The organism is Spectribacter acetivorans, from assembly GCF_031846305.1.
Taxonomy (GTDB): Bacteria; Pseudomonadota; Gammaproteobacteria; order Nevskiales; family Salinisphaeraceae; genus Spectribacter; species Spectribacter acetivorans.
Genome location: NZ_JAVRHY010000012.1, coordinates 36,952 through 57,507, shown reverse-complemented (window position 1 = coordinate 57,507; position 20,556 = coordinate 36,952). Strand labels below are relative to the sequence as shown.

Sequence of the window (20,556 nt, the reverse complement as noted above, 5' to 3'; positions counted from 1 at the left end):
GACTCCGCTAGAAAATCTTAACGCTTTGCCTTGATCTGGGACGGCTGGATCGCATCCCCGGTGTCGTTGCCGAACGCGTTGCGCTCGAAGGTGATCACCGCCGCGATCTTCCGGTCGGACATGCCGTCCTTGTAGGCGGGCATGGCGCCCTTGCCGTTGAGCACCCGGTCGATGTGCTCATCCAGTGATCCGGTCGCGATCTCGCTGCCTTTCATCGCCGGGAATCCCGCCGCCGGCATGCCCGAGCCGTCGGCCTGATGACAGGCCGCGCATTGACTGTTGTAGATTTCCTCGCCCTCGGACATCAGCGTGTCCATCGGGATGTCGCCGCCGCCGGCATCACTGCCGCCGGTATCAGCCTGGGCGACCTGGGCGGATTCGCCACCCGCATCCGACGCGGTTTCCTGCGCGGATGCCGAATCGCCGGCATCGGCGGTCTGGGTGCCGGCCGCGTCGCCGCCATTTTCCGCCACCCAGGCGTCGAATTCGTCCTGACTCACGACCTCGACCACGATCGGCATGAAGCCGTGGCCGCGACCGCAGAGTTCCGAGCACTGACCGCGATACACGCCGGTTTCCTCGGCCTTGAACCACATCTCGTTGATGAAACCGGGGATGGCGTCCTTCTTGCCGCCGAGTTCCGGCACCCACCACGCGTGAATGACATCGTCGGCGGTCAGCAGGATGCGCACCTTCTGGTCCACCGGCACCACCATGCGGTTGTCCACTTCCAGCAGGTAGTTCTCGACCGTGTTCGGATCGATACCGGAATCGAGCTGACGCGCGGCGTTGCTGTCCTGGGCCAGACGGCTGTAGATATTCACGCCGCTGTCGACGTATTCGTACTGCCACATCCACTGGTAACCGGTCACCCGCACCGTCAGATCGGAATTGCTGGTGTCCTCCACGCGGATCAGCGTGCCGGCGGCGGGAATCGCCATGCCGATGAGGATCACGAACGGGACGATGGTCCAGGCGATTTCGACGCTGGTGGACTCGTGGAACTGCGCCGCCTCGACGCCGCGCGACTTCCGGTGCGCGATCAGCGAATAGATCATGGCGCCGAACACCACCACACCGATGGCCACGCAGATCCAGAAGATGAGCATGTGCAGGCCGTAGATCTCGCGGGTCATGGCCGTCACGCCCTTCGGCATGTTCAGCCCCCACTCGGCCGCCACCGGCCCGGCGATCACGGCCGACAATGCGGCCGCGAGATAGCTAAGTCCTTTCATTTCAACCGTCCTCTCCGATTGTCACTTGCCGACCCATCGCCGTCCCCCGCAGCCAGCGCCGCAAACGGCCGGCGACGGCGGCGCGCTCCTCGTCGGTCAGGCACTGCCCCAACACGCAGCCCTGTCCGTGCGAGCCCAGCCATAGTCGCGATGGGCTGGTTACATACGGTCCGGGTTCCAGTCTTACCTGTGCCCAGGCACGCTGAAACTCCCAACGCCGTTCCGGCTGATGACGGCCGGCTTCCACCCGGATCACGTCATCTGCCACTGAAATCACTTCCCGGTATGCATTGTCCCGCATACCCCACCAGAGCCCTGCCGCCAGCGCCGCCATTTCCAGGCCGGCGAACGGCAGCACCATCCAGAAGCCCTGCCACGCCAGAATGCCGGCGATGCCGAACGACACCATGCACATCCCTGCGAAGAACACGTACGCGTGCTCGACGCTAAGCGAGGCATTGGGACGGATGACCAGGCGCGACATGGCGATGATTGCTTATGGCGAGCAGGCTGCCCCGATAGTGGAACCAACCGGATTCTAGCCAGCCCGCCGGGGACTGGCAAACCCGGGACTCACTACGGGTTCGTTTCGGTTACTGTCAGCTACGCCAGATCATGGTCAGCGGTTGCACGGCGGCGTCCGGATCGGCGCCGGGCCGAATCAACGCATGGACCGCGCTTTCGGGCATTCGCGCGCACAGACTGGCCACATTGTCCTGCCAGCGTGGCTGTGCCGGCGGCAGGACGTTGGCCACCCAGCCGACCAGTTGGGTGCGTCGCGCGATGGCCTCGGCCGACAGCAGCGCATGATTCAGGCAGCCCAGCCGCATCCCCACCACCAGCAGCACCGGCCAGCCGTGACCGGCCACCCAGTCCGCGGTATCCAGCGCGGGGGTCAGCGGCACCCGCCAGCCGCCGGCCCCCTCGACCACCACCAGATCCGCGCTGGCGGCCAGGCGGGCATGAGCAGCGTCCAGCACCGCTGGATCAATCATCAGCCCGCTATCCGCCGCCGCCAGATGCGGCGCTACCGGCTCGGCCAGGGCCACCGGATTGACGTCGTCATACTCGAAGCCGCCGCCCGCCGCTTCCATCAGCGCCAGGGCATCCTCGTTTCGCAGACCCTCGGCGGTGCGCTCGCAGCCTGCCGATACCGGCTTGAACGGCGCCACCCGCAGGCCGGCGGCCCGTAGCGCCCGGATCAGCGCGGCAGCCACGTAGGTCTTGCCGATCTCTGTATCGGTGCCGGTCACGAACAGGCTCGGCGTCATGTAGCGCCCTCGGTCGCCGGTGCCAGATCCGCCACGAACGACGCCACGCGGTCGGCGAACTCCCGCTCGTGCGACAGGAACGGCGCATGGGCGGCCCGGGCGACCCGCCAGAGCTGGGCCCGCGGCAGCTGGTCGACCATCCAGGCCATGGCATCGGGATGCGCCATGCGATCGCGTTCGCCGGCCACTGCCAGCACCGGCAAGTCCAGACCGGCCAGCGCCGGCCGCAGATCCGCCTCGTGCAGCAGATCCAGGCCCGCCTCCAGTCCCGGCAGGCCCGGCGGACGCGCCAGCAATTCGTTGCGCAACTGTCGCACCAGGTGGCGGGCGCCGGGCTCGGCCAGCACCTGCAGCATCAGGAATTCCTGCAGCGTACTCGCGAAGTCCGCGGCCAGGCCGCGCCGCGTCTCGGCCAGCGCCGACGGCTTCATGCCCCAGGACCAGTCGCCACCACGCACGAACCGCGGCAGACAACCGACCAGGATCAGGCCTCGTACCCGATCGGGATGACGGCGCGCCGCGTTCAGACAGACCAGACCGCCCAGCGACCAGCCCAGCAGGACCCCGGGCCCGGTCATCCGCTCGACCAGATCATCGGTCCAGTTGTTCAGCCCCACCACCCGCGCTTCGCGGCCGCCGTGACCTGGCAGATCCAGCGCCTGCACGTCCAGGCGCCCGGCCAGACGGGACTGCAGCGGGTCCCAGACGCGGGCGGACACACCCCAGCCCGGCAGGCAGGTCAACCCGGGCGTCACGCCACCGGTTCCGGCGGGCGCACACAATCCGCCAGGGCCGCCAGCAGGCCGTCCACCTGTTGAGCGTCGTGGGCCGCAGTGAGCGTCACACGCAGCCGCGCGGTGCCTTCCGGGACCGTGGGCGGGCGAATCGCCGACACCAGATACCCCCGTTCCAGCAACGCACGGCTGGCCGCCAGGGCATCGGCATCGCTGCCCAGCACCAGCGGCTGAATGGGTGTAAGCGGGGTTTCGAGTGGCGAGTTTCGAGTTGCGGGCGAGGCACCGGCAGCGTCACGGATGCCACCGTCGACCACGATGCCGAGCTGCTCGCAGCCACGGCGGAAACGGGCGATCAGTTCGAACAGGTGCGCGCGGCGCCAGTCATCCTCGCGCAGGCGCCGCAGACCCGCAGAAGCGGCCGCCGCCACCGCCGGCGGCGGCGCGGTGGAAAAGACCAGCGTGCGCGCCCGCTGGATCAGGTACTCGATCAGCGCCTCGTCGCCGGCCACGAACGCCCCGGCCGCGCCCACTGACTTGCCGAGTGTGGCGACGTATACGTCGGGACTCGGGACTCGGGACTCGGGAACCGGGTACGGCGGCGCGCAGGCCCCGCGCCCGCCGCCGAGCACGCCGAAGCCGTGGGCGTCGTCCACCATGGTCCAGGCGTCATGCCGGGCGGCGGCGGTCATCAACGCCGGCAGCGGCGCCAGGTCGCCGTCCATGGAGAAGACACTATCGGTGACCAGCAGCCGGTGGCCGGACCCGGCTGCACCTAGCTGCTCATCGGCGGCCCCGGGGTCGGCGTGGGCATAAACTCGCTTGGTGGCGCCGGACAGGCGGGCCCCGTCGATCAGCGAAGCATGGTTGAGTGCATCCGCCACAATGGTGTCGCCCCGCCCCACCAGCGCGTCGATAATGCCGACATTGGCCGCAAACCCGGTGGCGAACAGCAGCGCGCGGGGCCGGCCCAGGTAATCGGCCAGCTGTTCCTCCAGTTCGGCGTGGGCCCGGTTGTGGCCGCTGATCAGCTGCGACGCCCCGCTGCCGCTGCCGGTCTGCCGGGCAGCAGCGGCCATCGCCTCAGCCACGCCGGGATCGGCGGCCAGACCCAGATAGTCATTGCTGCAGAAATTTAGGCAACGGCGGCCGTCGACTTCGATGCGCACGCCATGGGAACCCGCCACCACGCGCCGATGGCGATAACGCTGGCGGTCTTCCAGCGCCGCCAGCTCACGCGCCAGATGCGCGCCCAGCGAGGGGGTCACTGCCCGGCGGCGGCCTGCGGGGCGGCGTCGGCGCAGGGCCTGGCGGCGTCCTCCGGCAATTCCGTGTAACGCGGCTGCGGCTCCGGATACATGCCGAGCTTGTCCAGCAGCGCCAGGTCCTTGCGGTGCTGCGGATTGGCGGTGGTCAGCAGCTGATCGCCATAGAAGATGGAATTGGCGCCAGCCAGGAAACACAGCGCCTGGGTGGATTCGCTCATGGCCTCGCGCCCGGCGGACAGGCGCACATAGGAGGCCGGCATCAGGATGCGCGCCACCGCAATGGTGCGCACGAAATCCAGTTCGTCGATCGGCTCCACGCCGTACAGCGGTGTACCGGGCACCTGCACCAGATTGTTGATGGGTACGCTCTGCGGGTGTTCCGGCAGATTGGCCAGTGTCTTCAGGAACTCCACCCGGTCCTCGGGTTCCTCGCCCATGCCCACGATGCCGCCGCAGCAGACCTTTACTCCGGCGTCACGCACGGCTTCGAGCGTTTCGAAGCGGGTCTCGTAGCTGCGCGTGGTGATCACTTCCTCGTAATAGCGTTTGGAGGAATCGATGTTGTGGTTGTAGTAGTCCAGCCCGGCATCGGCCAGCCGCTCGGCCTGCTGCGCCTTGAGCATGCCAGCGGTGACGCAGGTTTCCATACCTTCGGCCTTGACCGCCTGCACCATCTCGATCACCCGGTCCAGGTCCTTGTCCTTGGGCCGGCGCCAGGCCGCGCCCATGCAGAAGCGCGTGGCGCCGGCGGCCTTCGCGCGCCGGGCGGCGTCCACCACCTGTTCCAGCGGCATCAGTTCCTCGCGCTCGAGGCCGGTCTGGTAGCGGATGCTCTGCGGACAGTAGGCGCAGTCCTCCGGACAGGCGCCGGTCTTCACCGACAGCAGCGTGGACAGCTGCACGGCATTGGCATCGAACTGGGTGCGGTGCACACTCTGAGCGCGATGCAGCAACTCGCTGAACGGCAGCTCGAACAAGGCGGCGATTTCCGCCGACGTCCAGTCGTGACGCGGCGTGTGGGTAATCGAATCGGTCATGCGGGCAATCGCGGGTTGGCGTGATAACGACGCGACGATTGCCGATCGCCGGATAACTGTCAACCTGGGGCGCCCATGTGGGTAAACAGCTGGTTACAATGCGCACAGTCCCTGGCCTATCCGACCCACTGCCTGTTGTGTGGCGCACCGGGCCAGCCGGCGCGCGATCTCTGCCCGGGCTGCGACCGCGATCTGCCCCGTCTCGGCGACCTGTGCACCACCTGCGCCCTACCGTTGCCCGGAGCTACCGCCACCCGCTGCGCCCGATGCCTGCAGGCGCCGCCGCCCCAGGCCGCCGCGGTGGCGGCGCTGGACTATATCGCGCCGGTTGACTGGTTGGTGACGCGGCTCAAGTTCAACCGGCAGCTCAGCCACGGACAGCTGCTGGCGGCCCTGCTCGCCGAACGCCTCGCAGCAACGGGCACTGGGGTGGACATGCTGGTGCCGGTGCCGCTGCATCCGCGGCGACGGCGCGAGCGCGGCTTCAATCAGGCGGCCGAAATCGCCGCCGGCCTGCGGCGTCGTCTCCGGTTACCGGTGCGGCCCGATCTGGCCATGCGCCGCCGGGATACCGGCCACCAGGCCGACCTGCCCGCCCGCGAGCGGGCCGCCAACATGCGCGGGGCATTCCGGGTCCCGGCCGCGGCAGCCGGCTGCCGTGTGGCGATCATCGATGATGTCATCACCACCGGTCATACCGTGGCCGAGCTGGCCGGTACCCTGGTCGCGGCTGGTGCCGAACGGGTGGAAGTCTGGGCGCCGGCCCGGGCACCGGCACCACGGGGCCGGCAGTAGCCGACCGCCCCGCACGGCGCTAGGCTGGCGGCTGTTTTCAGGACCTTCGCCGGAGTCGCCATGCTGCGCTATCTGCTGCCCGAGAATCTGCTCCCCGGTTCCCGCCCCGGGGCCCTGGCCCGCGACACCGAGGTCATTCGCCAGCATCCGTTGGTGATCCGGCATTTGTCGTACGATCCGGCGGGCGCGACCGAGGCGGACTACCAGAACTTCGACCAGTGTCCGGACATCACCACCTCGACGCGGCTGGACTGGCTGCATTTCCAGGGCGACGTCCCGCCCTCGGTGCTGGCCCGCCTGCGGGATTCCTTCGGCCTGCATCCGCTGGCGGTCGAGGACGTGCAGAACGTCGGCCAGCGGCCCAAGCTGGAGATATTCGACGACTGCCTGTTCGTCACCATGGCCCTGCCGCGCCGGGACGACAACGGGCTGCACTTCGAGCAGATCAGCGTGTTTGCTTCACCGCAACTGGTGCTGAGTTTTCACGCCGGCGGCGAGGATCTCACCGCGCCCATCCGTCAACGCATTCAGGCCGGCAAGGGTCGCATCCGTCACGCCGGTGCCGACTACCTGATGTATGCCCTGATCGACCTGGTCGTGGATTTCGACTTCCCGCTGCTGGAAACCTATGCCGACGAACTCGATGCGCTGGAGGAGGACATCTTCAACCGGCCGCGACAGAATCCGGTCAGCAGCATTCATCGCATCAAGAGCGATCTGATCGGCCTGCGCAAGGTGCTCTGGCACCAGTCGGTGATGCTCGCGGATATCGTGCGCGCCGAACACCCGCTGCTGGCGGCGGACAACCTGCCCTACTACCGCGACGCCGAAGACCACGCGCGCCGTGTCAACGACCTGCTGGACGGCTACCGGGATGCCTGCGGCAGCCTGCTGGACACGCATCTGTCGCTGTCGTCGGCCCGGCTCAACGACACCATGAAGGTGCTCACGGTGATCTCCACCATCTTCATCCCGCTGTCGTTCGTGGCCGGCCTCTACGGGATGAACTTCGACACCGATCTGCCGGGCAACATGCCGGAGCTGTCCCTGCCCTATGCCTATCCCGTATTGCTGGGCGGCATGCTCACGCTGGCGGTGGGCATGCTGATCCTGTTCCGGCGACGCGGCTGGTTGTGAGACCCGCCTACACCGACGCGTAGTCGCTGCCGCCGTCGAGCCAGCGCTCGGCGAGCAACGCCACCGACCGCGGATGCGCCGTCAGCAGCCGGTCGGCCGCCGCCTGGGCGGCGGGCGCCAGATCGGCATCGCGCATGACATCGGCCATGCGGAAATTCACGGCGCCGGTCTGACGCGTGCCCAGCACCTCGCCGGGGCCGCGCAGTTCGAGATCCTCGCGGGCGATGACGAAGCCGTCGGTAGTGGCCCGCAGGGCCGACAGCCGCCGCCGGGCCAGCTCGCCCAGCGGCGGCTGGTACAGCAGCACGCAGTGGCTTTCCGTACGTCCGCGGCCGACCCGCCCGCGCAACTGGTGCAGCTGGGCCAGGCCCAGCCGCTCGGCGTTCTCGATCACCATCAGCGAGGCATTGGGTACATCCACACCCACCTCGATCACCGTGGTGGCCACCAGCAGATCGATCTCGCCGGCCGAGAATGCCCGCATCACGGTTTCCTTGTCGGCGGATTTCATCCGGCCGTGGGCCAGCCCCACGCGACAGTCGGGCAGCGCCTGGGTGAGTTCCTCGGCGGTGGCCTCGGCGGCGCGGGCCTGCACCTGCTCGGTTTCCTCGATCAGCGTGCACACCCAGTAGGCCTGGCGCCCGCCCGCGCAGGCGGCGGCGATGCGATCCACGACGGCGTCGCGCCGGGTGGCGGGCACCGCGGCCGTGGTCACCGGGGTGCGGCCGGGCGGCAGTTCGTCGATGATCGAGGTATCCAGGTCGGCATAGGCACTCATGGCCAGGGTGCGGGGAATCGGCGTGGCGGTCATGATCAGTTGATGCGGGGTGAGCGAACCGGCCTCGCCCTGATCGCGCAGGGCCAGCCGCTGGTGCACGCCGAAGCGGTGCTGCTCATCCACCACGGTCAGCCCCAGGCGGCCGAATCCCAGGCCGGACTGGAACAGGGCATGCGTGCCCACGGCCACCAGCGGTTCCGACCCGGCCAGCGCGGCCCGGGTCGCGTCCTCGGTGCGGCCGCCGATCACCGACCGCACCGGCAGGCCGAGGGGGTCCAGCCACCCGGCAAGGGTGGCGGCATGCTGCTCGGCCAGCAGTTCGGTCGGGGCCATGAACGCGGTCTGCCAGCCGGCCTCGGCGGCCGCCACGGCGGCAGCGGCGGCGATCAGGGTCTTGCCCGAGCCCACATCGCCCTGCACCAGCCGCAGCATGGGCTCGCCGCCGGCGATATCGGTCAGCACGTCGTCCAGCACCCGCCGCTGGGCCGCGGTGGGCTCGAAGCCCAGTTGCTGCAGGAACTGCCGCAGCAGCCCGCCCGAGGGCACCAGCCGCGGCGCCTTGCGCTGGCGAATGCGGCGCCGCCGTTCCCGCAGGCCGGCCTGGTGCGCCACCATTTCCTCGAACGCCAGCCGTCGCACCGCCGGGTGCCTGCCTTCCAGCAACGCGGGGAGGTCGGCATCCGCCGGCGGGCGGTGCAGAACCCGCAGCGCCTCGGCCAGGGGTGGCAACTGCTGATCCGCGCGAATTTCATCCGGCAGCGACTCGGGCAGAAAACCCGATTCGTCCAGCCGCGCCAGCAGCGGTTCGATCAGCCCCCGCAGGCGGGCCTGGGTCAACCCCGCGGTGGTGGGATACACCGGCGTCAGGCGATCGGTCGGGGCCTGCCCGTCAGCCGGGCCCGACAGTACCCGGGTTTCCGGATGCACCATTTCCAGGCCGCCCGGCGCCGCCCGGACCTCCCCGAACGCCTGCAGCCACACGCCGGGCACCAGGCGGTTGGTCTGGCCGGCCCCGAAATGAAAGAAACGCAGGCGCACCCGATGCGCCCCGTCGGCCAGCACCACATTGAGACTGCGGCGGCGCCCGTGGCGGATTTCCGCATGCTCCACACAACCCACCACCAGCGAGGAACCGCCGGGCCGCAGCGCCGCCAGCGCCACCACCCGCGTGCGGTCCTCGTAGCGCAGCGGGGCGTGGAGCAGCAGGTCCACCACCCGCTCGACGCCGAGCTGCGACAGCTTCGCCGCCAGTCCGGAACCGACGCCGGGCAGCGCGGTGACCGGATCGCTGGCGGCGGCCGGCACGTCAGTCGGCCACCACCAGGATGGCGTCGGCCTCCACCCGGGCCCCCTTGGGCAGCGACGCCACCCCGACTGCGGCCCGCGCCGGGAAAGGCTCGGCGAAGGTTTCCGCCATCACCTCGTTGACGGCGCCGAAGTCGCCCATATCCACCAGATAGATATGGAGCTTGATCACGTCCGCCAGGGTAGCCCCGCCGGCCTCGGCCACCGCGGCGATGTTGGCGAACACCCGGCGGATCTGCCCGGGCATGTCCTCCTCGACCAGCGCCTGGGTATCGGGGTCGAGCGGAATCTGGCCGGACACGTACAACGTGTTGCCGGCGCGCACGCCCTGGGAGTAGGCGCCGATGGCCTGGGGCGCGCGGTCGGTCTGGATAACGTGGCGGGTCATGGTGACGATGATTCCTCTATCTGGGTGAGTGAACGTACCGCCGCGGCCAGGGCCGGCACCAGCGCGGCCATGCGCTGGTAGTTGAGCGTGCCCGGAATGTCGAAGCGGGTGTGATAGTTGGGATTCCGATAATAGGCGGTGTCGGTGACCATCGCCGCCGGCCAGCCGTGCGGCCAGTAGTTTCGGTGATCGGAGTTGTCCAGCCCCGGGAAATCCAGCGGGCTGGCCAGATAATGCACCGGCACTTCGCCGCCCGTGCGCATCGCGGCCTGAACCTGCTGCATCAGCGGCCGGTCCTGCCAGCGTCCGATCAGGCCCACGAAATTGCCGGTGGTGGGATACCACCAACCCAGCCCCGGCACCGGAAAACGCTGTGTGCCGGGCAGATCCCGGAAATAGCCGAGCATTTCCAGCGCCAGCATGGCGCGTACCTCAACGCCGGCGGCGGACAATTCGTCGGCATGGTGGCCGCTGCCCATCGCGTCCAGCGAAAAGGCGGGCTGCTCCTCCAGGGTGTAGGCCACCAGCTCCAGCCCCACCGCCGGCTCGTAACCGCGCAGCGCCCGGGCCAGTTCGATCAGGATCGCCACGCCGCTGGCGTTGTCGTCGGCACCGGGCAGATCACCGTGCACGTCGTAATGCGCCCCCACGACAACCCGGGGTGCGTCGGCCGGTCCGCGCCGCGCGACGATATTGCGATAGGTGTTGCCGCGCACCTCGAACGGCTGTTCCCGCGTGGTCCAGCCGGCCTGCGCGAGTTCCTCGGCGATGTAGGCGGCCGCGCGGTCCAGACTGTCCGGATGGTCGAAACTGCGCGGCGGATCCAGCGACGCCAGGAACTCCACGTGCCCGGCCAGGGTGGCCGGCTCGGCGGCTGCGGCATCGGTCACGGGAATCATCGCCACCAGCGCGGCGGCCGTCGCCCACGCCCTCACGCGCGGGCGACGCGCTCGACCACCGACAGGCGGCGCAGCCGGCGGATCAGGCGGGCCAGCTGGCCGCGGTCGGTCACGGCGACCAGGAAACGGATGCTCGAAATCGAACCGCTGCGCTCCGGCGACTGCACGCTTTCGATGTTGCAGCCGGCGTCCGCCAGCTTGGACGTCAGCTTGGCCAGAACGCCCCGTTCATTGCGCGCCTGGATGCGCAGTTCCACCGGGTACTCGCCGGTCACCGACCCCGACCAGGTGAGTTCCACCCGGTCGGACGGGCGGACCTTCTTGGCGCTGAACTTGCAGCCGAAGCGGTGGACCACCAGACCGCGGCCGACGCTGACCAGCCCGTGGATCGCGTCCCCGGGCACCGGGTGGCAGCACTTGCCGAACTCCACCACCAGTCCTTCCGTGCCCTCCACTGCCAGCGGCTCGCTGCGGCGGCGCTCGCGCTGGGCCGCGCTGGGCGGCAGGAAATGGCGCGCCACCAGCGGCGCCAGCCGTTCGCCCAGCCCGATGCTGGCGTACAGCGACTCCATGTCAGGTTCCTCCATCTCGGCCAGACCGTGCTCGCGGTCCTCCCGACCGAGACGGCGCAGCGACAGGCCCAGTTCTCGCAGCGCCTTGTCCAGCAACCGCTGGCCCAGCCGCGCGGCCTTGTCCTCGCGCTGGTTCTTGAGGTGGTTACGCACCCCGCTGCGGGCCTTGGCGGTCCGCAGGAAGTGCAGCCACGCGGCGTTGGGCCGCGCGTGCTTGGCGGTGATCACGTGCACCACCTGCCCGGATTCCAGCTGACTGTTGAGCGGCGCCAGTTGACCGTCCACCCGCGCCGCCACGCAATGGTCGCCCAGCTCCGTGTGCACGGCGTAGGCGAAATCCACGCAGGTGCCGCCCTTGGGCAGCCGGATAATCTCGCCCTTGGGGGTAAAGACATAGACCTCGTCCGGGACCAGGTCGACCCGCAGATTGTCCAGAAACAGCGAGGAATCCGGATCACCGGCGTGATATTCCAGCAGCGTACCCAGCCATTCGCTGGCCTCGGCATCCATGGCGGTCATGCGGGCCGGGCCGTCCTTGCCCAGCTTGTACTGCCAGTGCGCAGCGATACCGCTTTCCGCGATGTGGTGCATCTCGCGGGTGCGAATCTGCACCTCGAACTTGACCCCGCCGCGGGCCATGAGCGTGGTGTGCAGCGACTGATAGCCGTTGACCTTGGGATTGGCGATGAAGTCGTTGAACTGCTCGGTGATCGGCCGGTAGCAGTGATGCACGATGCCCAGCGAGCGGTAGCAGGCGTCGACCTCGTCGACAATCACGCGAAACCCGTAGAGATCGACCACATCGAGAAAGCGCCGGTGCTTTTCGCGCATCTTTCGGTAGATGCTGTACAGGTTCTTGCGCCGCCCGATGACGTTGGCCTCGATGCCCTCGCGGGCCAGCGCGCTGGCCAGGGTTTCCTCGATTTCCCGCACCAGGCTCTTGCGATCGCCCACGATCGACGCCGAGGCCCGTTTGAGCACTTCGTAGCGTTTCGGGTGCAGGGCTTCGAACCCCAGCTCCTCGAGTTCCTGGCGCAGCGAATTGATGCCCAGCCGGCGGGCGATGGGGGCGTAGATATCCAGCGTCTCGCGCGCCACGCGCCGACGCTGCACCGGCGTCATCGAGCCTAGCGTGCGCATGTTGTGGAGCCGGTCGGCCAGCTTGACCAGGATTACCCGCAGGTCGCGGGTCATCGCCAGAATCAGTTTGCGGAAGTTTTCCGCCTGGGCCTCGGCGCGGGAACGGAACTGAGCCTTGTCCAGCTTGCTCACGCCGTCCACCAGCAGCGCCACTTCCTCGCCGAACGAGCGGGCGATCTGCTCGCGGGCGGTATCGGTGTCCTCGATCACGTCGTGCAGCAGCGCCGCGGACAGCGTGGTCGCGTCCATGCGCATCTCGGCCAGGATTCGCGCGACCGCCAGCGGGTGATAGATGTAGGGCTCGCCGGACTTGCGGAACTGGCCCCGGTGCTGCTGTTCGCCGTAGGCATGAGCCCGGCGCACCATGCCGATCTGTTCCGGCGTCATGTAGGTGCGCAGCAGCTCGATCAGCGTATCAATGCCGTATTCACGCGACACACGCGACGTGTGCAGCGCCGTGCTGATGCGATGAATGCCGGTCGATATCACCATGGTCCGATTGGCCCGCCGGGGCTGTCCCTGCCCGAAGCCACCAGACTACTGCCAAACCGCCCGACGTGTCAGCAGCCGGCCGGGCGGGGCGCGAAAACGAAAACGCCGTGCATGAGCACGGCGTTGATTATTCCTGCATGTGCGGCAGACGCCGCCGAGCTTCAGACCTCGCCGTCGTCCTCGGCCGGCTTGACCTTGGCGGCGGGTTTGAGATCCTCGTCCTCTTCCGCCAGTTCTTCGGCGGGCGGGGCCGGCGGACCGTCCTGGCTGGTGGGCACCGGCGGCAGGTCAGCCTCTTCCAGAATGCTCCGGTCGACCAGACCCTCGGCGATTTCACGCAGCGCCACGACGGTGCTCTTGTCGTCTTCCCAGCCGACCTGGGCGTTCGCCCCGCGCGCCAGCTGTCGCGCGCGCTTGGAGGCCACCAGCGTCAGGTCGAACTGGTTGCCCAGCCGGGCCATGCAATCTTCTACAGTGACTCGCGCCATGGATATTCGATACTCGTTTGATTAGCCCGCCAGTTTAAGCAATACCGCCGCGTGATGCCAGCACCGAAAGGAAAACGCCGGTGAGTTCCTCCACCGCGGCGGCGAAATCATCGTTGGTCACGTGGTGATCGTATTCATGAGCGTGGGCCAGCTCCTCGTCGGCCTCGGCCATGCGGCGGGCGATCGTGGCTTCGTCGTCCAGCGCCCGGTTGCGCAGCCGCCGTTCCAGCTCGTCACGCGACGGCGGCTTGATGAAGATGGTGGTGACATCCGGGCTGGCTGCCCGCACCTGCCGCGCGCCCTGCCAGTCGATATCCAGCACCACGTCAAGGCCCGCATCCAGACGACGCTCGGTTTCGGCCCGGCCGGTGCCGTAGCGCCGGTCGAACACCCGGGCATGTTCGAGGAACGCGCCGGACTCGATCATGGCGACGAAGCGGGCTTCGTCCACGAAATGGTAATCAACCCCATCCGTTTCCCCGGCCCGCGGGGCCCGGGTGGTGTAGGACACGGAAAAACAGACCTCGCGGCCATGCCCGGCCAGGCGCTCGATCACGGCATGGGTCAGGCTGGTCTTGCCCGCGCCGGAGGGGGCCGAGATGACGAACAGCCGGCCCCGGGATGTGTCGGCGGAATCGGTCATTTATTCGATGTTCTGGACCTGTTCGCGCATCTGTTCGATGAGCACCTTCATTTCCACCGCACAGCGGGTGATTTCCGCGTCCTGCGACTTCGATGACAGCGTATTGGCCTCGCGATTGAACTCCTGCATCAGGAAATCCAGCCGCCGACCGACCGGTTCGTCACGCGCCAGGGCCTCCTCAAAGGCCTCGACGTGACTGAGCAGACGCGACATTTCCTCGTCCACGTCCATCCGCTGGGCCACGATCGCCAGCTCCTGCTCCATGCGGCCGGGGTCGGCTTCGTCGGCCAGTTCATCCAGGCGCGCCCGCAGCCGACCCAGCCAGGCATCGCGGACTTCCGGCAATCGTTGCCGCACGGTGGCCACCAGATCACTGACCCCGGCGGCGCGCTCGCGCAGCATGGCATCCAGCCGCGCACCCTCGTCGGCACGGCTTTCCTGCAGGGCCGCCACCGCGGCGTCCAGCGCCTCACCGGCCGCGGCCTGCAGCGTGTCGGTATCCGGCGCCATCTCCCGCAGCACGCCCGGCCAGGCCAGGGCCCGCAACGGGTCGACCGGCCCGGCATTGTCGAGCGCCGACGCCGCCTGCCGGGCGCCATCCGCCAGCGCCGCCAGCCGCTCGGCGTCGATCTCCAGACCGCCGCTGGCGGTTTCCAGGCGCAGGCGCAGCTGACATTCCACCTTGCCGCGGCCCAGGCGATCGCTGACCTTCTGCCGGAACGCCGATTCCAGCGCGCGAACCTCCTCGGGCAAACGCAGCGTGACGTCCAGATAACGGTGATTAACCGACCGCAGTTCCCAGGCCAACTGACCCCAGTCGCCAGACCGCTCGACCCGGGCGAAGCCGGTCATGCTGCGGATCACGACGCGACCCACTGGCAAGGCATGCGGTGCGGGTGGATCATCCCTTGCCCCCGCCGGCCTGATTGGCCACCGCCGCGGCGGCCGCGGCCGCCTTGTCGGCATCGCCGAGATAACCCGACTCGATCACCCGCAGGCGGTCGTCCAGGCGGTAGCGCAGCGGTACGCCGGTGGGAATGTTCAGTTGAGTGATCTCGTCGTCGGGCACATCATCGAGGTACTTCACCAGCGCCCGCAGACTGTTGCCGTGGGCCGCCACCAGCAACGTGCGACCCTGCTTGAGGGCCGGCGCCAGGGCGTCGTGCCAGTAGGGCAGCACGCGTTTGAGCGTGAGCTTCAGGGATTCGGTGGCCGGCAGCACCCGATCGTCGAGGAAGTCGTAACGCGGATCGCGGCAGGGATCGTCATCGCGGTCCGGCTCGATCGGCGGCGGCGGGATGTCATAGCTGCGCCGCCAGACGTGGACCTGGTCCTCGCCGTGCCTTGCCGCCGTCTCGGCCTTGTCGAGCCCGGTCAGCGCCCCGTAGTGCCGCTCGTTCAGGCGCCAGTGGCGGGTCACCGGCACCCAGGGCTGATCCATGTCGCCCAGCGCCAGCCAGAGCGTGCGGATGGCGCGGCTGAGCATCGAGGTGTGCGCCTCGTCGAATCGCAGACCCTCGGCCGCCAGCAGCCGGCCGGCCTCGCGGGCCTCCGCCTCGCCCTGCTCTGTCAGCGGCACATCCACCCAGCCGGTGAAGCGATTTTCGAGATTCCACTGGCTCTGGCCGTGGCGCAACAGGACGAGTGTGCTCGACATAGGAGGGCAAACCCCGTGATCACGACAGCGAAACGGGCGCGGATTCTAGCATGGGGCCTGCTCCCGAGCCTGGCGAACCTCTTTCTCCCGTATCAGGGCGCGGGACAGGTGCCGTTGCGGTCAATGGTCATGTCACGGATTGCTGCTCGGGTCTTTCGTGCAACCTTCTGCATGTTGCCATCGCTGGCTTGCACTGCCTGTTCGGCGTGCACAAGCGCCTGTTCACGACAGCCGCTCGCCGCCAGCACTTCCGCCAGGTTGTTGTGGGCGGGCGCGGCGTCGGGGAAGCGCTTGAGCATCATGCGATAAGCCTGTGCCGCGCCGGACAGATCCCCCAGCTGATAGGACGCATTGCCCAGCCCCAGCCAGGCCGCGGGCTGATCGGGCCAGCGTCGGGTGGCGGCTTCATAGGCGCGACGGGCCATGTCGCCGTGATCGGATTGCTCCAGTGCTACCGCCGACCGCAGGAAACGGGCCGGATCGTCGCCGGCGGGCAGCTTGCCGGGCTCGAGCAGCACCATCGCCCAACGCTCGGCCTTGCCCCAGTCATCCAGGAAATCGGCGGTCGCCACGCGTTTCGCCCGGTCGGTGCCGGTATGCAGCACCATCACGTCGTCCGCCGGGTCGAAGCCGATCACCACGGCGTAATGCCAGATCGGATAGATATTCCAGCCGAGATTTTCCAGCACCAGCACCGGGCGGCCATCGCGGAGTTCGGCCAGCAGGCTATCCAGGTCCGGCGGGGTGATGTGGGGCATGCGGCCCTGGCGTCTGGCGGTGGCGGCCATCTCCGCCTGCAGGCTGCCTTCGAGTTCCGGTATCCAGACCTCGTCGACCAGCTCGGCCGGCGTGCTTTCGACGCCGCTGGTCTGCAGCATCATCGCCAGCGCGGCCGGGCCGCACTGGTAGCGTTCCTGGGCAAAGAAGGGGGTGTCGGACAGCAGGACCGGTGCGGCATCCGCCCCCACCCGGTCGACCAGCACCGGGCCGCGCGCGGCGCAGCCAATCAGGCCGAGCACGGCCAGCAGAAGAATAAACCGCCCGCGGCCCGACCGGGCCACGGACAATGCGTCAGGCAACGCGGTCAGATACGGCTGAAGATGTTGGTCACGCCCACCAGTTCAAGCACCAGCAGCACCAGGAACACCACACCCAGCACCGCCAGGGCACTGCCCCCGGCCGGCAGGGATTCCAAGTTGCCCTGCATCTGGGCCAGTTCAGCGTCGGTCAGGCTGGCCACGCGGGCCTGAGCGGCGGCGGGATCAACACCCAGCTCGACCATCTGCTCCGCAACGCGCTCCTGTCCCAGCAGGTCGCGGACTTCGGCCACGCGCTCGGCGCGATCGGCTTCATCCAGCATGGTGCCGGTGCCGATCATGTCCGCCTGGGCCACGGGCACGAAGGCCAGCGATACCAGGTGGGCGAACACGGCCAGCCAGGCAAAGAACGGCTTGCGTCCCGATTTGGTCATGATGCGATCTCCATTTGCGTCAGTTAGCGTGATGGTAGTGTCCGCAGTCCCCTGCCGCATTCTAGCGCGTTTCCGGCGATGGGCCGACCGTGGCCACGGTTTCGTCCACGAAGGCCGCGATTCGGTCGAGCTGCGGCGCGAACCAGCGCAGCGGCAGCGCCAGGTTGCCGATCAGGCGGATATGGCCGATGCCGGGATACAGTTCCAGCGCGACCTGTCCGCCCGCCGCATGGACCTTTTCCGCGAGAATCTCGCTGTCCTCGGCATGGACGGTGACATCGTCCGCCCCGTGCATGAGCAGCATCGGCGGCTCATTGCCGTCGACGAAGTTCACCGGCTGGGATGCCGGCCAGGCGTCTTCCGGGCCGAAGGTTTCCTTCAGATCCTCCGCGGTAATCGGCAGGAACTCGTAGGGGCCGGCCAGCCCGATCATGCCGGCCAGCCAGTCCGGCGAGCCGCCCACGACTTGCAGGTAGCGTTCGTCGGTGGCCAGCATCGCGGCGATATGGGCGCCGGCCGAGTGCCCCATCAGGAACAGCCGGCCCGGATCGCCGCCGTAGTCGGCCGCGTGTTCGCGGGCCCAGGCGGTGGCCCGGGCGCCATCCTCGACGAAGTCGGGAAAGCGCACTTCGGGATACAGGCGATAGTCCGGCACCACGGCAACGTAGCCGCGCGAGGTCAGCGCCTGAGCCACGAACCTGAACCCGGCCCGCTCGCCGCTGCTCCAGCGCCCGCCGTAGAAGAACACCACCACGGGCCGGTCGGGCGCGTCGTTCTCCGGCTCGTACACATCGAGCTGCTGGCGCGGCAGGTCGCCGTAGGTCTGCCCGGCATGGAGCTCGTAACCGCCCGTGGATGCCAGGGTGTTGACCAGTTGCTGGCCGCTGCAGGCGGCGGTCAGGGCGGTGAGCAGGCTCACCGCGAGCACGCGGGCAACAAGCCCGGCTCGAAATAAAGGCATGACATTGTCCGGTTAGGGCCTGTTAACGCTACCGAGATCGCCGCGACGCAGGCCATTTTTTCGCAAGACAAGGCGGCGCGAGCGCGGTGTAGCCCTGCTACATAAGCGAGCGGCAACGCCGGATTGCGGAAAAATGGCCCGCGTCCCTTCGGGTTGCGCCCAAAATGCGCCGATGCGGCGTTGCTCGTCGTTCATTTGGTCACCACCAAACTTCTCTCCTCGCGCCTTGCCTCGCCGCATTTTGGGACAGCAACGCGGCGATCGGCGGTAGTGTTAACAGGCCCTAGGTCATCGTGACCATTTCTTCCGCGGCGGTGGGGTGAATCGCCACGGTGTTGTCGAAATCCGCCTTGGTCGCACCCATCCGGACCGCCACCGCGAACCCCTGCAGCATCTCGTCGGCGCCCTCGCCGATCACGTGCACACCGACTACCTGCTCCTCGGTGCCGGCGCAGACCAGCCGCATGCGGGTGACCGGTTTACGGTCCACCACGCCGTAGCAGAGGTTCACGAACTGGCTGTCGTAGGCCCGCACGGTGTCGAAGTGTTCCCGGGCCTGGGCCTCGGTCAGCCCCACGGTACCGATGGGCGGATGCGAGAAAGTGACGGTGGGGATGTTGTCGTAATCCAGATGCCGGTCCGGCTGGCCGCCGAACAGCCGGTCCGACAGCCGGCGGCCGGCGGCAATGGCTACCGGGGTCAATTCGGCCTGCCCGGTGACATCGCCCAGCGCGTAAATGCCGTCCACCCGGGTGTTCTGATACGCATCGACGGGCACGGTGCCGTCGCTGTGCGACTCGATGCCCACCCGGTCGAGCCCGATACCGTGGGTGTTGGGCACCCGGCCGATAGCCCAGATCAGGGTGTCGTAGGTCCCCTGCCCGCCCTGCTTGAAGCACGCACGCACGGCGTCGCCGTCCTCTTCCAGGGATTCCACGTCGGTATTGGTAACCACCTCGACGCCGTCGGCCTGCATGCGCTCAAGCAGGGTTTCGCCCAGCATCGGCTCGAAGCCGCGCAGCACGCTTTCACGGCGGATTAGCAGCGATACCCGGCTGCCCAGCGCCGCCAGCATGCCGGCCAGCTCCACCGCGATATAGCCGGCCCCGACCACCGCCACCCGGTCGGGACGGTCGGTCAGTGCGAAAAAGCCGTCCGAATCCGTACCCAGCGCACAGCCCGGCAACTGGGGCCAGCGCGGCAGACCGCCGGTGGCGATCACCACGTGGTCGGCGGTGATCTCGTCGTCCCCGGCCCGCAGGCGGCCCGGGGCCAGCAGTTCGCCGCGCGCCGCGAATACCGTCACGCCATCCTTGTCGAGGTTGCTGGCATAGATACCGTTGAGCCGGCGGATGTAGGCCTCGCGCCGCTCCACCAGCCGGCCCCAGTCCAGGGTCGGCGGGGTCAGGTCGAAACCGTAGCCGGCCGCGTCCTCGAAGGCGTGGGCCATGTCCGCGGCGTGCCACATCACCTTCTTGGGCACGCAGCCCACGTTGACGCAGGTGCCGCCCAGTTCGCCGGCCTCGATCAGGGCGACGCGCGCGCCATGCTGGGCGGCCCGTCGGGCCGTGGCGATGCCGCCGCTGCCGCCGCCAAGCACGGCGAGGTCGAAGTGCTGGGTCACATCTACTCCGGGTCGCGAATCGGATCGCATTGTAACCACAGCGCGCTACACTCCGGGGAAGCAACCGCAAGGGGACCGGCGCATGACCGATACGGTGATCTGGGCAGTGGTGGCGGGCGCGCTGATCGTGCTGGCCGTCTACGCCGTTGGCATCTACAATAACCTGGTGCGGCTCAAGCACGCCATGGCCAAGGCCTGGAGCAACATCGACGTGGTGCTCAAGCAGCGCCACGACGAACTGCCCAAGCTGGTGGAAACCTGCAAGCAGTACATGGGCTATGAGCAGGAAACGCTGGAACGCGTGATGCAGGCGCGCGCCGACGCCGAGCGCGCCCGCAGCGACGGCGACGTGCAGGGCGTGGGCAAGGCGGAAAACCAGATGCGGCTGGGGCTGGGCAACCTGTTCGCGGTGGCCGAGGCCTATCCCGAACTCAAGGCCAACGAGACCTTCGCCCAGCTGCAGGCGCGCATTACCGGGCTCGAGGAAACGATTGCCGACCGCCGCGAGTTCTATAACGAAAGCGTGAACCTCAACAACGTGCGCATCGAGCAGTTCCCGGACGTACTGGTGGCGCGGATGCTGGGCTTCGGTGCCGGCACGCTGCTGGAGTTCGACGCCGCCCAGCTCACCGACCCCGATATGGGCCAGCTGTTCGGCTGA

21 protein-coding genes are annotated in these 20,556 nt (G+C 68.3%); 3 read left to right on the top strand and 18 right to left on the bottom strand.

Going from position 1 to position 20,556, the window contains the following annotated elements; genetic code table 11:
- Window positions 1-17: 17 nt before the first annotated feature.
- The 6 genes from coxB to bioB form a co-directional block, all read right to left on the bottom strand.
- Complete coding sequence (gene coxB / locus RM531_RS12385) at window positions 18-1,235, bottom strand: cytochrome c oxidase subunit II (RefSeq protein WP_311659651.1); 1,218 nt, start codon at window positions 1,233-1,235, stop codon at window positions 18-20.
- Window position 1,236: 1 nt separating this feature from the next.
- Window positions 1,237-1,719, bottom strand: a complete 483-nt coding sequence (locus tag RM531_RS12380) for a DUF2244 domain-containing protein (RefSeq protein ID WP_311659649.1) — start codon at window positions 1,717-1,719, stop codon at window positions 1,237-1,239.
- A gap of 115 nt (window positions 1,720-1,834) precedes the next feature.
- The gene (bioD, locus tag RM531_RS12375; protein WP_311659648.1) at window positions 1,835-2,506 is read right to left on the bottom strand and encodes a dethiobiotin synthase; all 672 of its coding nucleotides are present in this window, start codon (window positions 2,504-2,506) and stop codon (window positions 1,835-1,837) included.
- Complete coding sequence (locus RM531_RS12370; RefSeq protein WP_311659646.1) at window positions 2,503-3,261, bottom strand: alpha/beta fold hydrolase; 759 nt, start codon at window positions 3,259-3,261, stop codon at window positions 2,503-2,505. The genes bioD and RM531_RS12370 overlap by 4 nt, the downstream gene beginning before the upstream one ends.
- Window positions 3,258-4,508: an 8-amino-7-oxononanoate synthase gene (gene bioF / locus RM531_RS12365; protein WP_311659645.1), complete on the bottom strand. Its 1,251-nt coding sequence runs from the start codon at window positions 4,506-4,508 to the stop codon at window positions 3,258-3,260. The genes RM531_RS12370 and bioF overlap by 4 nt, the downstream gene beginning before the upstream one ends.
- A complete protein-coding gene (gene bioB, locus RM531_RS12360) occupies window positions 4,505-5,545 on the bottom strand; it encodes a biotin synthase BioB (protein ID WP_311659644.1) in 1,041 nt (346 codons plus the stop codon). The genes bioF and bioB overlap by 4 nt, the downstream gene beginning before the upstream one ends.
- A gap of 75 nt (window positions 5,546-5,620) precedes the next feature.
- On the opposite strand from bioB, the gene RM531_RS12355 reads away from it, so the two are divergent.
- Window positions 5,621-6,340 (top strand): ComF family protein, encoded by a 720-nt coding sequence (locus RM531_RS12355; protein ID WP_311659643.1) that lies wholly within the window; start codon window positions 5,621-5,623, stop codon window positions 6,338-6,340.
- Between the two features lie 60 nt (window positions 6,341-6,400).
- On the top strand, window positions 6,401-7,477 hold the full coding sequence (corA, locus tag RM531_RS12350) for a magnesium/cobalt transporter CorA (RefSeq protein WP_311659642.1): 1,077 nt from the start codon (window positions 6,401-6,403) through the stop codon (window positions 7,475-7,477).
- 7 nt (window positions 7,478-7,484) lie between these two features.
- Here corA and recG read toward each other — a convergent pair whose 3' ends face one another.
- From recG to gorA, 12 genes are all read right to left on the bottom strand, one after another.
- Entirely contained in the window at window positions 7,485-9,560 is a 2,076-nt protein-coding gene (gene recG / locus RM531_RS12345; protein WP_311659640.1) for an ATP-dependent DNA helicase RecG, read from the bottom strand.
- A 1-nt stretch (window position 9,561) separates the two neighbouring features.
- Entirely contained in the window at window positions 9,562-9,948 is a 387-nt protein-coding gene (locus RM531_RS12340) for a Rid family detoxifying hydrolase (protein ID WP_311659639.1), read from the bottom strand.
- A complete protein-coding gene (locus tag RM531_RS12335) occupies window positions 9,945-10,847 on the bottom strand; it encodes a M28 family peptidase (RefSeq protein WP_432280513.1) in 903 nt (300 codons plus the stop codon). The genes RM531_RS12340 and RM531_RS12335 overlap by 4 nt, the downstream gene beginning before the upstream one ends.
- A gap of 32 nt (window positions 10,848-10,879) precedes the next feature.
- The gene (locus RM531_RS12330) at window positions 10,880-13,051 is read right to left on the bottom strand and encodes a RelA/SpoT family protein (protein WP_349255443.1); all 2,172 of its coding nucleotides are present in this window, start codon (window positions 13,049-13,051) and stop codon (window positions 10,880-10,882) included.
- 161 nt (window positions 13,052-13,212) lie between these two features.
- Window positions 13,213-13,539 (bottom strand): DNA-directed RNA polymerase subunit omega, encoded by a 327-nt coding sequence (gene rpoZ, locus RM531_RS16095; RefSeq protein ID WP_349255442.1) that lies wholly within the window; start codon window positions 13,537-13,539, stop codon window positions 13,213-13,215.
- A gap of 34 nt (window positions 13,540-13,573) precedes the next feature.
- The gene (gmk, locus tag RM531_RS12320) at window positions 13,574-14,182 is read right to left on the bottom strand and encodes a guanylate kinase (protein ID WP_311659636.1); all 609 of its coding nucleotides are present in this window, start codon (window positions 14,180-14,182) and stop codon (window positions 13,574-13,576) included.
- A complete protein-coding gene (locus tag RM531_RS12315; protein ID WP_311659635.1) occupies window positions 14,183-15,058 on the bottom strand; it encodes a YicC/YloC family endoribonuclease in 876 nt (291 codons plus the stop codon).
- 25 nt (window positions 15,059-15,083) lie between these two features.
- On the bottom strand, window positions 15,084-15,839 hold the full coding sequence (gpmA, locus tag RM531_RS12310) for a 2,3-diphosphoglycerate-dependent phosphoglycerate mutase (RefSeq protein ID WP_311659634.1): 756 nt from the start codon (window positions 15,837-15,839) through the stop codon (window positions 15,084-15,086).
- A gap of 92 nt (window positions 15,840-15,931) precedes the next feature.
- Complete coding sequence (locus RM531_RS12305) at window positions 15,932-16,900, bottom strand: PA2778 family cysteine peptidase (protein WP_311659633.1); 969 nt, start codon at window positions 16,898-16,900, stop codon at window positions 15,932-15,934.
- Window positions 16,901-16,923: 23 nt separating this feature from the next.
- The gene (locus RM531_RS12300) at window positions 16,924-17,310 is read right to left on the bottom strand and encodes a PA2779 family protein (protein ID WP_311659632.1); all 387 of its coding nucleotides are present in this window, start codon (window positions 17,308-17,310) and stop codon (window positions 16,924-16,926) included.
- Window positions 17,311-17,371: 61 nt separating this feature from the next.
- Window positions 17,372-18,271 (bottom strand): alpha/beta hydrolase, encoded by a 900-nt coding sequence (locus tag RM531_RS12295; RefSeq protein ID WP_311659630.1) that lies wholly within the window; start codon window positions 18,269-18,271, stop codon window positions 17,372-17,374.
- A 283-nt stretch (window positions 18,272-18,554) separates the two neighbouring features.
- Window positions 18,555-19,895: a glutathione-disulfide reductase gene (gene gorA, locus RM531_RS12290; protein WP_311659628.1), complete on the bottom strand. Its 1,341-nt coding sequence runs from the start codon at window positions 19,893-19,895 to the stop codon at window positions 18,555-18,557.
- A gap of 82 nt (window positions 19,896-19,977) precedes the next feature.
- Here gorA and RM531_RS12285 point away from each other — a divergent pair, with 82 nt between their 5' ends.
- Complete coding sequence (locus RM531_RS12285; RefSeq protein WP_311659626.1) at window positions 19,978-20,556, top strand: LemA family protein; 579 nt, start codon at window positions 19,978-19,980, stop codon at window positions 20,554-20,556.

Excerpts from the sequence above, each read along its gene's own strand:
- gmk (WP_311659636.1), bottom strand. The coding sequence starts at position 14,182 with ATGACCGATTCCGCCGACACATCCCGGGGCCGGCTGTTCGTCATCTCG.
- RM531_RS12380 (WP_311659649.1), bottom strand. The coding sequence starts at position 1,719 with ATGTCGCGCCTGGTCATCCGTCCCAATGCCTCGCTTAGCGTCGAGCAC.
- bioB (WP_311659644.1), bottom strand. The coding sequence starts at position 5,545 with ATGACCGATTCGATTACCCACACGCCGCGTCACGACTGGACGTCGGCG.
- RM531_RS12295 (WP_311659630.1), bottom strand. The coding sequence starts at position 18,271 with ATGCCTTTATTTCGAGCCGGGCTTGTTGCCCGCGTGCTCGCGGTGAGC.
- RM531_RS12285 (WP_311659626.1), top strand. The coding sequence starts at position 19,978 with ATGACCGATACGGTGATCTGGGCAGTGGTGGCGGGCGCGCTGATCGTG.
- coxB (WP_311659651.1), bottom strand. The coding sequence starts at position 1,235 with ATGAAAGGACTTAGCTATCTCGCGGCCGCATTGTCGGCCGTGATCGCC.
- RM531_RS12330 (WP_349255443.1), bottom strand. The coding sequence starts at position 13,051 with ATGGTGATATCGACCGGCATTCATCGCATCAGCACGGCGCTGCACACG.
- corA (WP_311659642.1), top strand. The coding sequence starts at position 6,401 with ATGCTGCGCTATCTGCTGCCCGAGAATCTGCTCCCCGGTTCCCGCCCC.
- rpoZ (WP_349255442.1), bottom strand. The coding sequence starts at position 13,539 with ATGGCGCGAGTCACTGTAGAAGATTGCATGGCCCGGCTGGGCAACCAG.
- bioD (WP_311659648.1), bottom strand. The coding sequence starts at position 2,506 with ATGACGCCGAGCCTGTTCGTGACCGGCACCGATACAGAGATCGGCAAG.
- gpmA (WP_311659634.1), bottom strand. The coding sequence starts at position 15,839 with ATGTCGAGCACACTCGTCCTGTTGCGCCACGGCCAGAGCCAGTGGAAT.
- RM531_RS12355 (WP_311659643.1), top strand. The coding sequence starts at position 5,621 with ATGTGGGTAAACAGCTGGTTACAATGCGCACAGTCCCTGGCCTATCCG.
- RM531_RS12300 (WP_311659632.1), bottom strand. The coding sequence starts at position 17,310 with ATGACCAAATCGGGACGCAAGCCGTTCTTTGCCTGGCTGGCCGTGTTC.
- RM531_RS12340 (WP_311659639.1), bottom strand. The coding sequence starts at position 9,948 with ATGACCCGCCACGTTATCCAGACCGACCGCGCGCCCCAGGCCATCGGC.
- RM531_RS12335 (WP_432280513.1), bottom strand. The coding sequence starts at position 10,847 with ATGATTCCCGTGACCGATGCCGCAGCCGCCGAGCCGGCCACCCTGGCC.